Raw genomic sequence first — 14634 nt, 5'->3', positions numbered from 1 at the left:
GGGACGGGTAGGGGCGGCGGGGGCGAAAACCCCCACGACCCCCAGCCGACTCCCGACCCGCGCCCCCAACCCCCAACCCCCAACCCTCAGTCCACCTCCGCCACCGCCTGCGCGAACTGGGCCTGGTACAGCCGGGCGTACGCCCCACCCGCCGCCAACAGTTCCTCATGATCGCCCTGTTCGACGATCGAACCGTTCTCCATGACGAGGATGATGTCGGCGTCACGGATGGTCGACAGACGATGCGCGATCACGAACGACGTACGCCCATGGGCGAGTTTCGCCATCGCCTTCTGGATCAGCACCTCCGTACGCGTGTCGACCGAACTCGTCGCCTCGTCCAGCACAAGGATCACAGGATCGGACAGGAACGCCCGAGCGATCGTGATGAGCTGCTTCTCACCCGCACTCACCCCCGCCCCCTCGTCGTCGATCACCGTGTCGTACCCCTCGGGCAACGTACGGATGAAACGGTCCGCGTGCGCCGCCCGCGCCGCCTCCTCGATCTCCCCCCGGGTGACCTCCCGCGACGCCCCGTACGCGATGTTCTCCGCGATCGTGCCGCCGAACAGCCAGGTGTCCTGGAGCACCATCCCGATCCCGGCGCGCAGCTCGTCACGGGACATCGTGGCGATGTCCACGCCGTCCAGCGTGATGCGCCCACCCGTGACCTCGTAGAACCGCATCAGCAGGTTCACCAGGGTGGTCTTGCCGGCCCCCGTCGGACCCACGATCGCCACCGTGTGCCCGGGCTCCACCTTCAGCGACAGGTCCTCGATGAGCGGCTTCTCCGGGTCGTACCGGAAGGAGACCCCCTCCAGCGCCACCCGCCCCCGCAGCTCCTCGGGCAGCTTCCCCGGCAGGGGATCGGCCCCCTGCTCCTCCGCGTCCAGCAACTCAAACACCCGCTCGGCCGACGCGACGCCGGACTGCACCAGGTTCGCCATCGACGCCACCTGCGTCAGCGGCATCGAGAACTGCCGTGAGTACTGGATGAAGGCCTGCACGTCACCGATCGACAGCGACCCCGAGGCGACCCGCAGCCCGCCGACGACCGCCACCAGCACATAGTTGAGGTTCGACACGAAGAACATCAGCGGCTGCATGACCCCGCTGTTGAACTGCGCCTTGAACCCGGCCTCGTACAGCCGCTCGTTCTCCTCGGCGAACTGCTTCGCCGACTCCTCCTGCCGCCCGAACACCTTCACCAGCGTGTGCCCGGTGTACATCTCCTCGATGTGCGCGTTGAGCTTCCCGGTCGTCCGCCACTGCTGCACGAAGTGCGGCTGCGACCGCTTGCCGATCCGGGTGGCCACCACGAACGACAGCGGCACGGTCACCAGCGCGACCAGCGCCAGCAGCGGTGACACCCAGAACATCATCACCAGCACGCCCACGATCGTGAGAAGCGAGTTGACGAGCTGGCCCAGCGACTGCTGGAGCGTCTGACCGATGTTGTCGATGTCGTTGGTGGCGCGGCTGAGCACCTCACCGCGCTGCCGCTGGTCGAAGTACGACAGCGGCAGCCGCGACAGCTTCGCCTGCAACTCCTCGCGCATACGGCCCACGGTGAAGTTGATCGCCCGGTTGGAGAGCCGGGTGGCCGCCGCCATCAGCAGACCGGCCGCCACGAACACGGCGAGCGCGACCAGCAGGACGTTCCCGACGGCGGTGAAGTCGATGCCCTCGCCGGGGGTGAAGTCCGTGCCCTGGAGCATGTCGGCGACACCTCCGTCCCCGCGTTCCCGCATGCCCGCGAGCACCTCGTCCTTCGTGGCGCCCTCGGGCATCTCCCGGCCGACGACCCCCGCGAACACCAGGTCCGTCGCCCTGCCGAGAATCCACGGGCCCAGCACCGACAGCCCGACGCTGAGCACGACGCACGCGAGCATCGCGTACATGGTGGACTTCTCGGGCTTGAACTGGGCGAGCAGCCGCTTCCCGGACGCCTTGAAGTCCATGGAGTTCTGGTCGGGACCGCCCGCCATCATCCGTCCCATCGGCCCGGCCATCAGGCAGCCTCCGCTTCCGTGAGCTGGGAGAGGACGATCTCCCGGTAGGTCTCGTTGCCGGCCATCAGTTCGTGATGGCGGCCCGTGCCGACGACGAGGCCCTGGTCGAGGACCACGATCCGGTCGGCGTCCCGGATGGTCGACACGCGCTGGGCGACGATCACGACGGTCGCCTCGGCGGTCTCACGGCTCAGTGCCGACCGCAGGGCCGCGTCGGTGGCGTAGTCGAGCGCGGAGAAGGAGTCGTCGAACAGATAGATCTCCGGGCGCTGCACCAGCGTCCGGGCGATGGCGAGCCGCTGGCGCTGACCGCCCGACACGTTCGTGCCGCCCTGGGCGATGGGGGAGTCAAGACCGTTCTCCAGCCCCTCGACGAACTCCTTGGCCTGGGCCACCTCCAGCGCGTGCCACAGCTCCTCGTCGGTCGCGTCCGGGTTGCCGTACCGGAGGTTGGTGGCCACCGTGCCCGCGAAGAGGTACGGCTTCTGCGGCACCAGCCCGACCGTCCGCGCCAGCAGTTCCGGATCGAGGGTCCGCACGTCCACGCCGTCCACGAGGACGTCACCCTCGGTGGCGTCGAACAGCCGGGGCACCAGCCCGAGCAGGGTGGACTTGCCGCTGCCCGTGGACCCGATGACCGCGGTGGTCTCGCCCGGCCGCGCCACCAGGTCGATGGACTTGAGCACCGGCTCCTCGGCACCGGGGTAGCGGAAGCCACCGCCCCGGATCTCCAGCGTCCCGTGCCGCCGCAGCTCCCGTACGGGGGCGGAGGGCGGTACGACGCTGCTCTCCATGTCGAGGACGTCCTGGATGCGCTCCGCGCAGACCTCGGCGCGCGGCACCATCATGAACATGAAGGTGGCCATCATGACGGACATGACAATCTGCATCAGATAGGCGAGGAACGCGGTCAGCGCGCCAATCTCCATCCCGCCGTTGTCGATCCGGTGCGCGCCGAACCACAGCACCGCGATCGACGACAGGTTCACCACCGTCATGACGATCGGGAACATCAGGGCGAGCATCCGCCCGGTGCCGAGGGACACCTCCGTGAGGTCGGCGTTCGCGCCGCGGAAGCGGTCCTTCTCGTAGTCGTCCCGTACGAAGGCACGGATGACGCGGTTGCCGGTGATCTGCTCGCGCAGCACCCGGTTCACGGTGTCGAGCCGCTCCTGCATGGAGCGGAACAGGGGGCGCAGACGGCGCACGATGAGGCTGACGGAGATACCGAGCACCGGCACCACGGCCAGCAGCACCCCCGACAGCGGCACATCCAGGCCGAGCGCCATCACGATGCCGCCCACGCACATGATCGGGGCCGACACCATCAGCGTGAACGTCATCAGGGCGAGCATCTGCACCTGCTGCACGTCGTTCGTCGTCCGCGTGATCAGCGAGGGCGCACCGAAGTGACCGACCTCACGCGCCGAGAACGACTGCACCCGGTCGAAGACGGCGGCCCGGATGTCCCGGCCGACCGCCGACGCCGTACGGGCGCCGTAGTACACGGCCCCGATGTTGCAGACGACCTGCGCCAGCGACACCCCGATCATCAGCGCGCCGAAGGACAGGATGTAGCCCGTGTCCCCCTTCACCACGCCCTCGTCGATGATGTCCGCGTTGAGCGTGGGCAGGTAGAGGGTGGCGCAGGTCTGCACGAACTGCAGCAGCACCAGCAGAGCGATGGGTTTCGAGTACGGCCTGAGGTGGGTCCGTAGAAGTCGTATGAGCACGCGAGGTCTCTCGGTTTGTGACGGGGATGGGTGCATCACCCACCATCGTCGGACACTCCACCGGCGTTACCCCAACCAATTAACCCAAGAGAGGTTCACGGTCCGACCCGGTGCGGGTCTGGAGATGTACACGGCCGGGGTGAATGCCGCAAACACCGGATCTACCCCCTGATGACCCCCTGATGACACCTTGCTGGCAGCCGGATCACACCCGGAAGGCCCCGGGATGCGTCTGTTCCCGCACCGACACGTACTGCTGTCGCACCGCCTGTCCCACGGCCAACTCCTCGCCCGGCTCCAGGTAATGGGCGGGCGCGCCCTGCCAGGGCGGCGGGTTGTGCGGGTCGAGGGTGCCCTGGGAGACACCGAGCGCCCAGGCCGCCTGCCGGGCCGCACCGATCGCCGCGTAGTCGCCGGGCTGCGGTACGACGACCTGCACCCCGAACAGCGCGGGCGCCGCGGCCTGCACGGCCGGCAGCTCCGCCGCCGCGCCCAGCAGGAAGATCCGCCGCACGTCGACCCCGCGGCCACGCAGCACGTCCAGCGCGTCCGCGAGCCCGCACAGCATGCCCTCGAACGCGGCCCGCGCCAGATGCTCGGGTTTCATCGCCTCCCGCCGCAGCCCGGTCAGGGTCCCGGCGGTGTGCGGCAGGTTCGGCGTCCGCTCGCCCTCCAGGTACGGCAGCATCACCAGCCCGTGCGACCCCGGTGTCGACTTCATCGCCAGATCGGACAGCCCCTCCAGATCGGGCACGCCCAGCATCTCGGCGGTACCGCGCAGGGTCCGTACGGCATTCAGCGTCGTCACCACCGGCAGGTGCATACCGGTCGCGTCGGCCAGGGACGTGATCATCCCGCTGGAGTCGACGAGGGCCTCCGGGTGCACTGCCATCACGGACCCCGACGCGCCCAGCGACACGACCGCGTCCCCGAGCCCGATGCCCAGCCCGAAGGCGGCGGCCATGGTCTCGCCGGTCCCCGCGGAGATGAGGAGCCCCTCCGGTGTCGTCCCCGCCGCGTCGGACGGCCCGAGCACCTCCGGCAGCATGGCCTGGTGCCCGAGCGCGAGCTCGACGAAGTCGGTGCGGTACGAGCCGGTGGCCGCCGACCAGTACCCGGTACCGGAGGCACCGCCCCGGTCAGTCGTTCTGCGCACCGGCCGCCCGAGCAACTGCCAGACGAGCCAGTCGTGCGCCTGCATCAGCACGGCCGTGCGCAGCGCGGCGTCGGGATCGGTCCGGGCGAGCCAGCGCAGCTTGGTCACCGGCTGCGCGGCCTGGGGTACGCACCCCACGGCCTCCGCCCAGGCCTGCCGGCCGCCGAGCGCGTCGACCAGATCGGCGGCGGCGACCTGTGCCCGCTTGTCACCGCCGACCATCGCCGGCCGTACGGTGCCGCCCTGGGCGTCCAGGGCGATCAGCCCGTTCTGCTGCGCGGAGACACCGATCGCCTGCACACCCTCCAGCAGTCCGCCCCCGGCCGCCTCGCCCAGGGAGAGCAGCCACGCCTGCGGGTCGACATCGGAGGGACGGCCGCCGCTCTCCGTCTTCTCCAGCGGGTGCGGGGCATACCCCTGCCTGAGCACGGCACCGGTATCCGTGTCACAGACGACGATACGAGTGAAATCGGGCGAACTGTCCAGCCCGGCGACTATCCCCATGGCGGAAATTCTGCCGTACGGAAGAAGGTGGGACTGTCGCGCGGTACGGAGCGCATCCGGCGCACGACAGCACGGCCGAAGGGCCCCGGCGCTGCGGCCGGGAGCCTCTCCGCGCCTGCGGCATCACCGGCCGTGGCTGTTACTGGTTCCCCAGTCGTCCGTACCGCTGCCGTTCGTGTTCCGTTCACGCAGCGAGCGGACCCGCGCCGCGACCGAGTCGGGCATGTGCACGTGATCCCCGACCTTCTCGCTCACCACGTGGTACGCCTTGCCCGCGAACGCGCGCCCCTGCTGGGCGGCCGACTCGGCGGTGTTGCGCACCGCGGGGTTCTCGGCGACCTGCCGGGCGGAGTTCTTCAGCTGCTCGTAGCGCTCGCGTCCGGCCCGCGTGCCCAGCACGTAGCCCAGAGCGAGCCCGGCGACGAACGTGAGCCGATAGCGCATGGCGGCCACCTTCCCTGACGTCTGCGTCGGTCCTTGTTCTGCCCGTGTCCGGCCTCAGTCCTGCCACGGGGTACTGATTGGCGGAGCACCCCCCTGCTTGCGCTAATGTATGTGTCGCAGCGAGCGGGCGCCCCCTGGCGGATACCCAGGTAGGTACGTTCGATGCAACGAGGCATTCCTCCGTAGCTCAATTGGCAGAGCAGCCGGCTGTTAACCGGCAGGTTACTGGTTCGAGTCCAGTCGGGGGAGCTCGGTCCTCCGTAGCTCAATTGGCAGAGCAGCCGGCTGTTAACCGGCAGGTTACTGGTTCGAGTCCAGTCGGGGGAGCAGCCTGAACGAGGACCCCGGCGGGGGTCCTTTTTCATGTCCGCCGGAACCACGGAGCCGCTGGTGGGGTCCTTGAGGGCAGGCTAAGTCGACCATCCGAGGCAGGAGATCGTATGAGCGGCTATGCTGCGGCAGACGGCGCGCACAAATGTGCGCGACGCGCCGTACTGGGGCGGTAGCTCAGCCGGTTAGAGCAGCGGACTCATAATCCGTCGGCCGTGGGTTCGAGTCCCACCCGCCCCACCACTCGCTACGCGAGAAGAATCGATCTGACCAGCAACTACGCGAGCTCAGCAGCGAGTTGGGGACGCTCGTGGAGCGTCTCGATACGTGTTTTCATGATCGGCAGGACAGATTCGGGACGCTGATTACGGTCAAGTCGGTCATAGGTCCCATGGGGTGACTCCTGTCGGGGTGCGGCAGGCGCCGCTGATCCGTTCTGTGTGGGGAAGCAGTCCGAATGCAAACACCCCGACATTCGGCGCGCCTCCGTTGAGCGGTCTGTTGCGATCGGTGGCCGTACGCAATGTTGGCGATGTATCTTGGTTCCATACATTGTGGACGTTGGGGGTGTCCGGTGTCCGTCACTCAGATTGATCTCGACGACGAGGCGCTGGCCGAGGCCATGCGGCTCATGGGTGCCACGACGAAGAAGGAGACCGTCAACACGGCGCTTCGGGACTACGTGGCGCGGATCAGGAGGCTTGAGGCCGCGGAGAAGCTGGCCGCGCGAGGTGAGCGCGGCGAGTTCGAGCGGGCCGCAGCGGCGCATGAAGCCGAGAAGCGTGCGCGGCGCGAGGCCTTCGAGTGATCACGTATCTGGTCGACACCTCGGCTCTGTGGCATCTGTTCCGTACCCCAGGTGCGCTGCGCCCCTGGGAGGGACACATCGCCGCCGGGGTGTTTCACCTCTGCGAGCCGACACGTGCCGAATTCCTCTACTCGGCGACCAGCCCGTCTCACCGAGATGAGCTGGCCGAGGAACTGGACGCGCTCTGTCTGCTCTCCCCGGTTCCGAAGAACGCCTGGCGGTGGGTCGACACCGCCCAGTACAAACTGACCCAGAGGGGCCAGCATCGGGCGGCGGGAGCGATCGACCTGTTGGTGTGTGCGACAGCTGTACACCATGGGCACACCGTCCTCCATGTGGACAATGACTTCGCGACGGTGGCCGGAGTCCTCAAGGAAGTCCAGCAGCGAGACGTACGAGGCTGATCTCCGGAGGCAGGAACACGTCTGTCGGCTTCTGACCTCGGTGGCCCGCAGCGCGCCGATGAACGCGGCCACGTCGGCCCCGCGCACCCGGGGATAGTCCCAAGGCGTACCTGTCGGCGTACACCATGGCCGAGTCGCCCCCCCCGCACGCGGGGATAGCTCCGCTGCAACGGTGATCAACGCGGGTATTACTTCTGCGTACATGCCGAAGACGGCCAGGCCGCGGGCCAGGTCCAGCCCAATCAGCCGGCCCACGCCGGGCGCGCCGGTCGAGGGCTCACTGCGCTCGCGTTCGGGGGACGGCGCGTCGGCCGTAAGGGGCCGGGAGTCTGGGTGATGGGTCATGGCCCTCAGGGTGGAAACTCGGGCCGATCATGGACTATCCGGCAGAAGGCTGCCGTGTCCCTGCCGAGTGGTGGGTGCTACCCCGCCGTGTGGCTGGAGCTGCCGCTCGCCGGGTCGCAAGGGCTCTACGTGGCTTTAGGGCCGAGTCGGCATGGGCCGTAGGCATGAACGAGGGTGAGGCGGAGCGCGTGATCCGGGTAGTGGTGGTCGACGACGAGGCACTGGTCCGCTCGGGCTTCGAACTCATCCTGGGCGCGTCCGAGGACATCGAGGTCGTCGCGACCGCGAGCGGCGGCGACGCGGTGGAGACCGTCCGGCGGGAGCGGCCGGACGTGGTGCTGCTGGACATCCGGATGCCGGACGTCGACGGGCTCACCGTCCTGCGCGAGTTGCGGACGATGCCGGATCCGCCGGTGGTGGCGATGCTGACGACGTTCGACGCCGATGAGTACATCCTGACCGCGCTGCACTCCGGTGCGGCCGGTTTCCTGCTCAAGGACACCGAGCCGGAACAGCTGGCCCACCTGGTGCGGACCCTGGTCGCGGGCGGTGTGGTGCTGTCGCCCAAGGCGTCGCGGACGCTGCTGCACAGGCACCCCGGCACCGAGGCGGCCGTCGACGAGGAGGCCGCGCGGGTCCGGCTGCTCACCGCGCGGGAGCGCGACGTCCTCGTCCTGGTGGCGGAGGGGCTGTCGAACGCCGACATCGGGGCGCGCATCCACCTGGGGGCGGGCACGGTGAAGGACCACGTCAGCGCGATCCTCACGAAGCTGCGGGTGACGAGCCGGGTGCAGGCCGCGCTGCTGGCGCAGCGGGCCGGGCTGCTCGACGAGCGCACGTGGTCGGAGGCCGGCCGATGAGCCGTGCCCGTGCCGTGCGGCAGCGGGTTCCCGCGCCGGTCGTCGACATCGTCCTGGTGGCGGTGGCGGCCGTGGATGTGCTGGTGGTGGACATGTGGGAGCACACGCGCCCCGAGGTCGCGCTGGCCGCGGTCGGCTGCGCCGCGTTGGCGTTCCGGCGCAGGTTCCCGCTCGGCGTCTTCCTGCTCACCCTGCCCATCGCGCTGATGCAGGATGTCGCCGTCGCTGTGCTCGCGGCGCTGTTCACGCTGGCCGAACGCTCCCGCAACCGCCGTCTCCTCGCGGTGTGCGTCGTCCTGGCCGCCGTCGCGAGCAGTACGCCGTGGCCCCTGGCCGAGGCGGACCGGACCATGACGCTGGTCTTCTTCGTGTACGGCCTGGCAACCAGCGTCGCCCCGGTCCTCTTCGGCCAGCTTCTCCAGGCACGACGGGACCTGGCGTGGCGGCTGGCCGAGGTCGAGGAGGCCAGGGAGCACGAGCGGACCCTGCACGCCCAGGCCGTGCTCGCCCGTGAACGCGCCCAGCTGGCCCGCGAGATGCACGACGTGGTCTCCCACCAGGTCAGCCTGATCGCCGTACGGGCCGGGGCGTTGCAGGTCGCCGCCAAGGACGCGGACGCCAAGGAGGCGGCCCGCACGATCCGTTCGCTGAGCGTCACCACCCTCGACGAGCTGCGCACCATGGTCACGCTGCTGCGCGCCTCCGGCGGCAAATCCACCGAGCTGACGCCGCAGCCCACCTTGGCCGACCTGCGCAAACTGGTGGAATCCAGCGGCACTCACACGGAGCTGACGGGTGAGCTGCCGCCCACCGTGGGCACACCCGCCCAACGCGCCCTTTACCGCACGGTTCAGGAGGCGCTGACCAACGTCCGCAAGCACGCCCCCGGCGCCAACGCTCGCGTGGAGCTGTGGCAGGACGGGGACGGTATGGGAGTGACCGTCACCAACACCCCTCCCACACGCCCCTCCCTCTCCCTGCCCGGATCGCAGCAGGGCTTGGTCGGTCTGCGCGAACGGGCCGACATCCTGCACGGCACCCTGGACGCGGGCCCGACCGCGCAGGGCGGCTACCGGGTGCGGCTGAGGGTTCCCCTCAGCGCGGACTGACATGCTGTTCCGTCGGCTTGCGGCTCACAAGACCCACGCGTGAGCCGCGGCCGGCAACGGACGCCGGCGCCCCTGGACCGTGCTCCGCCGGCTCGCCCGCTCGTCCAGCTCCCCGTCCTGACCGTGTCCGGTGCCGCGTCAGCCCGGTGAGGATCCCGGCACCAGGCTGACAGTCCTGATCGCCGCCTCACTTCAGTGGGCAGCGCCGCCACTACCAGCGGCCATTCGGTGAGCACGGCACGCACCACACCTCGTACGCCGGGATGGCCTTGCGCGTCGCGGTGGGCGATCTGGTGGGCGTACCCATGAGCCAGGGCCGAGGCAAGGGCGGTGAACAGGACCCAATAGGCGGCCTTTCGGGGTCTTGGTTTCCGTGGGTGTCGGTGCGTGGGTTGTCCGGCCGGGACTGGGGCAGTGGACGACCGGACAACCCTGCGTGTGGTGGGTCATCGCGCGGGGGCCAGGAGCTGGGTGGCCGCCAGCCGCGCGTACAGCCGGTCCTGGTCCACCAGTTCCTCATGGGTGCCCACGGCCCGGACCCGGCCGGCGTCCATGACGACGATCCGGTCGGCGCCTGTCACCGTCGACAGGCGGTGGGCCACCACCAGCACCGTGGTCTCCCGGGCCACGTCCGCGATGACGTCCCGCAGCGCCAGCTCGTTGACGGCGTCGAGTTGCGAGGTCGCCTCGTCCAACAGCAGCAGCCGGGGCTTGCGCAGGACGGCGCGGGCGATGGCGATGCGCTGCCGCTCACCGCCCGACAGCTTCGAGCCGCGATGGCCGACCGGGGCGTCCAGGCCGTGGGGCAGACGCTCCACGAGGGTGTCGAGCTTCGTGCGGGTCAGGACGTCGCGGAGGGCGTCGTCCGTCGCACCGGGCGCCGCGAAGACCAGGTTCTCCCGTAGCGTGCCGGCCAGCACCGGAGCGTCCTGCTCCACGTACCCGATGGCGGACCGCAGCTCGCCCAGGGACCAGTCCCGTACGTCTTTGCCGTCGACCAGGACCCGGCCGCCGGTGGCTTCGTAGAACCGCTCGATGAGCGCGAAGACCGTCGACTTGCCCGCGCCGGAAGGACCGACGAAGGCCGTCGTCCCGGCACCGGGTACCTCGAAACTCACCTGCTGGTGGGTGTACGGCAGGCCCGGACGGTAGCGGAAGGACACGTCCTCGAAACGGACCGACGCCGGACCCGGGGCGGCTGTCCCCTGCCGGGGCAGGGCGCCTGTCCGCCGGGCGGGCGATTCCGTCGAGAGGCGTTCCACGGCCGCGATGCGGGAGATCGCGGCCGCCCCCTCCTGATAGGAGGTCACGGCGTCGACCAGCCTGGACACCGGCTCGATCAGATAGAAGAGGTACAGCAGGAAGGCGATGAGGGTGGACACGGGGATCTCCCCGGACGCCACGCGCGCCCCGCCGACGGCGAGCACCGCGAGAAAGGCCAGCTGTACGGCGAGTTCGTCGGCCGAGCCGGCCACGGCCTCCCACTTCGCGCTCTTCACACCGTGCCGCCAGGCCCGCCGTGCCGCCGCCTCCACCCGGGCGGTCTCCCGCACCTCGGCACCGGACGCCTTCACCGTGCGAAACGCCCCGAGAGACCGCTCCAATCCGACGGAGATCTCCCCGACCGCCTCCTGCGACCGCTCGGTGGCCCGCGCGATCTGTGGCATCACCAGCGCGGCGGCCCCACCGACCAACACGATCACACCGAGCGTCACACCCAGCAGCACGACGTCCAGGAACGCCATCACCACGACCGCCGCGACGAAGGCCACCGCGCCGGTGGCCGCGGAGACGACCGCCTGGGTGCTGACCGCCCGCAGCAGCGTGGTGTCCGAGGTGACCCTCGACATCAGATCGCCCGGCGGGATCCGCTCCCACTCCGCGATCCGCAACCGCAACAGCCGCCCTACAAGGGTGCGTCGCGCGGCCAGGACCACCGACTCCGCCGTCCGCTCCAGCACGTACGCGCCGAACGCCTCGACCGCCGTGCCCAGCACCACCAGCACGGTGAGCGCGATCAGGATCCCGGCGGTGGTCTCGCCGGAGGCCAGCCGGTCCACCAGCGCCTTCGTGGCCAGCGGCTGCAGCAGCCCCGAGGCGGCCCCGACCAGGGCGCACAACAGACCGAGGGCGACCGCCCACCGGTGCGGCCGCACATACGCGCCCAGTGCCTTGATCGTCTCCCGGGCGGACAGGGACGGCTCATCCGTCGTCGGAGCGGATGCGGTGTTCACGAAGTTCCTTTCTTCTGCGGTGTCGCGGCGTCACAACCCGGTACGCGGGCCGAAGTGCCGGGGCAGTCCTCGCGCTCCTTGTGCCGGCGTGGTCTGTCATGCCTCCAGCCTTCAAGCCCGGCCGCCACGCGCCCATCCGGCAACCGTCGGGTCCACCCCCGCCAAGTGGCTGAACAACACCGCCCGTCCGGTCGCACCGGACCGACGGGTCAGGACGAGACTCCGCCAGTCGGCAGGGTGGTACCCGCCGATCGGCGGGGGAGAGCCCGAGGACTGCCGGATGGTCCGCCCCCGGACGCCCACGCAGGTTCTCCGTATGACACAGACACAGCCGCCGCAGGAGACGTCAGCTCCGCAGGAGAACTCGCCTCCGCCGCCCCAGACCTCCCCCGAGTCCCCGGCCTCGCCCGGTCCCTCGATGGGACGCCTCGTCGGGGTGGACCTGGCCCGCGCGCTGGCGGTGTTCGGCATGTACGTCGTGCACATCGGCCCCCCGCTGTCCGCCACGACTGGTGTCGCCAGCTGGATCCGATACATGTCGGACGGCCACTCGTCGGTCCTGTTCGCCACCCTCGCCGGGTTCTCACTGATGCTGCTCGCCGGCCGCCGCGAGCCCAAGACCGGCCAGGCGGGCCGGCAGGCGAGGGCCCGCATCGCGATCCGCGCCGTGATCCTGCTGGCGCTGGGCACCGTGATGGCGATGGAGTACGGGGGCGTGATCATCCTCGGCTTCTACGGCGTCTACTTCCTCCTCGCCCTGCCCCTGGTGCGACTTGGCGCCAGGACCCTCGCGATCATCGCGGCCGCGTTCGCCCTCGTCACACCGCAGCTGGCGTTCGTCCTCACCTCGCTGCTGACCCCGTCGGTTCAGCAGAGCATCAACACCTACGACCCGCTCCGCCACCTCAGCGAGGTCGGCGTCCTCGATCTGGTGCTCACCGGCTTCTACCCGGCGCTCACCTGGATGTCGTTCGTCATCGCGGGCATGGCGCTGGGCCGCCTCGACCTCTCCTGCGGCACCATCCAGAAGCGCCTGGCCGCGCTCGGCGCCACCCTCACCGCGGCCGCCTACGGCATGTCCCTGCTGCTCGCCGGCAAGGGCGCGTTGCGGAGCCTCGCCGAAGACGGGCCGTCGTCCGGCGGCTCCGGGTCGATGCCCGCTGATGCAGGGTCGTTCCCCGACATGTCCGCGTCGTTTCTCCTGAAGGCCGGGCCGCACAGTGGCACCACGTTCGACATCATCGGCAGCGTCGGAATCGCGATCCTCGTGATCGTGGGCGCGACGGTGGCGATGGACCGCCTGCCCCGACTGCGCCGCCTGGCCAAGCCGCTCATCGCCGTGGGCACCATGTCCCTGACCGCCTACGTCGGCCACTTCCTCGCACAGACCGCACTGTCCACGCCCGCCGGAACCGGCACCCAGCAGTCCTGGCTGCCCCTGATCATGTACATCCTCGCAGCCATCCTGTTCGCCGCGATCTGGTCCCGCTTCTTCCGCCGCGGCCCCCTGGAGTACCTGCTCAACGCCGCCACCAAGCCTGCGAAGCACATCCGATGAGACCCGGGCCGGGGTGTGAACCTCCACACTCCACCCCGGCCCGGGCCGCTCATGGATCCAGCATCTGCCGCTGCTGCCCCAACGCCCATCCGGACAGGTGGTGCTGGAGCAGGCTCCCGTCACAACCCGGACCAGAAGGTTTCGAGACCCTCTCATCAGCTGGGGAGAGGATCCTTGAACCGGGTGTGCGCGTCCGTCCCGGGCGCGTTCTGGACGCAGGTTGGACACAAGGATCGGAAAGGACTGACAAGGGTCGAGGAGAACTGAGGCGCCAAACCTCGTCATCATCCGTCGGCCGTGGGTTCGGGTCCCACCCGCCCCACTGCGCAGGCTCCTGACCTGCGGGAACGTTTCTCGCGCTGGATCTGCGGCATTCCGGCCGCCTCAACGCGGGCCTGCCCGCGCGTGAAGTCATGCTCACGCCAGTTTCACCCGGCCCTGCTGGATCGCGGCTCATACCGATGGGTAGGCTGCGATGAAAGATCACTTTTGATGCGATGGGACGCCCACGGCGGCCATCCCATCGGGCACGGGGGTAGCCAGTGAGCTCTGATTTCGACGACATACGTCCGATATCCGCGCCGAACACGGGGCCGGATCCACGTATATCCGCGCCGACCGCGCCGAACACCGGGCCGGACCCGCGCACCGGGTACCAGATGCCGGACCCGCCCACGCAGGCCGATGTGCGCGACTTCGACCCCGCGCCGGGCGCGACCACGGGCGGCGGCCACGACAGCGGAGACATCCAGGTCATGTCCGCCGGAGGCGGCTCCGGCGGCGTACAGACGAACGGCATGTCCGGCGTGCGGGACCCCGCCGCGCTCAACCGCGCGGGTCAGGCCTCCACGGAGATGGCGAGCGTCGTACAGAGCCACGGACACGTCGGCAGCGACGACCGCATGTGGGGCGGGGTCGGCGCACTGAGCGGCGACCTGTGGGGCGGCCAGCTGGGCGCGGAGCTCAGCAAGACCATGGAGAGCTGGGACAAGCAGGCCACGAAGCTGAAGAAGCTCTGTCAGGAGATCGGCACGCGGTGCACCACGACCGCGGGGAACTACACGCGCACGGAGTCGGCGAACGAGCAGGAGATGAACGCCGTCCGCAGCTCCCTTTCCGACTTCAACTGACGGGACC

General features: G+C 69.7%; 11 protein-coding genes and 3 tRNA genes. 9 read left to right on the top strand and 5 right to left on the bottom strand.

All coding sequences use genetic code 11. The features are described from left to right. Nucleotides 1-86: 86 nt before the first annotated feature. The 4 genes from IE262_RS08645 to IE262_RS08630 form a co-directional block, all read right to left on the bottom strand. On the bottom strand, nt 87-2012 hold the full coding sequence (locus tag IE262_RS08645) for an ABC transporter ATP-binding protein (RefSeq protein ID WP_134039855.1): 1926 nt from the start codon (nt 2010-2012) through the stop codon (nt 87-89). Then, nucleotides 2012-3745, bottom strand: coding sequence for an ABC transporter ATP-binding protein (locus IE262_RS08640; RefSeq protein ID WP_134039856.1), 1734 nt, complete (start codon nt 3743-3745; stop codon nt 2012-2014). Before IE262_RS08640 ends, IE262_RS08645 begins: the two co-directional genes overlap by 1 nt. 205 nt (nt 3746-3950) lie before the next feature. Beyond that, a complete protein-coding gene (locus tag IE262_RS08635) occupies nt 3951-5405 on the bottom strand; it encodes an FGGY family carbohydrate kinase (RefSeq protein WP_189872496.1) in 1455 nt (484 codons plus the stop codon). A 123-nt stretch (nt 5406-5528) separates the two neighbouring features. Beyond that, nucleotides 5529-5849 (bottom strand): YtxH domain-containing protein, encoded by a 321-nt coding sequence (locus tag IE262_RS08630; protein WP_189872494.1) that lies wholly within the window; start codon nt 5847-5849, stop codon nt 5529-5531. Between the two features lie 176 nt (nt 5850-6025). Between IE262_RS08630 and IE262_RS08625 the strand changes: the two genes are divergently transcribed. The 7 genes from IE262_RS08625 to IE262_RS08595 all read left to right on the top strand — a co-directional run bounded on the left by IE262_RS08625 (nt 6026) and on the right by IE262_RS08595 (nt 9705). Then, nucleotides 6026-6098 (top strand) — tRNA-Asn (locus IE262_RS08625). Nucleotides 6099-6103: 5 nt separating this feature from the next. After that, nucleotides 6104-6176 (top strand) — tRNA-Asn (locus tag IE262_RS08620). Nucleotides 6177-6345: 169 nt separating this feature from the next. Continuing rightward, nucleotides 6346-6422: transfer RNA gene (locus IE262_RS08615), tRNA-Ile, on the top strand. Between the two features lie 331 nt (nt 6423-6753). Beyond that, nucleotides 6754-6987 carry a type II toxin-antitoxin system VapB family antitoxin gene (locus tag IE262_RS08610; RefSeq protein WP_189872492.1) on the top strand — a complete coding sequence of 78 codons (234 nt, stop codon included), beginning with the start codon at nt 6754-6756 and terminating at the stop codon, nt 6985-6987. Further along, on the top strand, nt 6984-7391 hold the full coding sequence (locus tag IE262_RS08605; protein ID WP_189872490.1) for a PIN domain nuclease: 408 nt from the start codon (nt 6984-6986) through the stop codon (nt 7389-7391). The genes IE262_RS08610 and IE262_RS08605 overlap by 4 nt, the downstream gene beginning before the upstream one ends. 509 nt (nt 7392-7900) lie before the next feature. After that, nucleotides 7901-8596 (top strand): response regulator, encoded by a 696-nt coding sequence (locus IE262_RS08600; protein WP_189872488.1) that lies wholly within the window; start codon nt 7901-7903, stop codon nt 8594-8596. Further along, nucleotides 8593-9705, top strand: coding sequence for a sensor histidine kinase (locus tag IE262_RS08595; protein ID WP_189872486.1), 1113 nt, complete (start codon nt 8593-8595; stop codon nt 9703-9705). The genes IE262_RS08600 and IE262_RS08595 overlap by 4 nt, the downstream gene beginning before the upstream one ends. Nucleotides 9706-10151: 446 nt before the next feature. Here the strand turns inward: IE262_RS08595 and IE262_RS08590 are convergent, their stop codons facing one another. After that, nucleotides 10152-11939: an ABC transporter ATP-binding protein gene (locus IE262_RS08590; RefSeq protein WP_189872484.1), complete on the bottom strand. Its 1788-nt coding sequence runs from the start codon at nt 11937-11939 to the stop codon at nt 10152-10154. Nucleotides 11940-12255: 316 nt separating this feature from the next. Between IE262_RS08590 and IE262_RS08585 the strand changes: the two genes are divergently transcribed. Next, nucleotides 12256-13497: a DUF418 domain-containing protein gene (locus IE262_RS08585; protein WP_189872482.1), complete on the top strand. Its 1242-nt coding sequence runs from the start codon at nt 12256-12258 to the stop codon at nt 13495-13497. Nucleotides 13498-14039: 542 nt separating this feature from the next. Beyond that, nucleotides 14040-14627, top strand: coding sequence for a WXG100 family type VII secretion target (locus tag IE262_RS08580; RefSeq protein WP_189872480.1), 588 nt, complete (start codon nt 14040-14042; stop codon nt 14625-14627). Nucleotides 14628-14634 lie beyond the last annotated feature (7 nt).

The sequence above is a fragment of the Streptomyces bluensis genome (assembly GCF_014650715.1).
Classification (GTDB): Bacteria; Actinomycetota; Actinomycetes; order Streptomycetales; family Streptomycetaceae; genus Streptomyces; species Streptomyces bluensis.
Note: the sequence above shows the minus strand (reverse complement) of the source record. Positions and strands in the feature narration are given on the sequence as shown.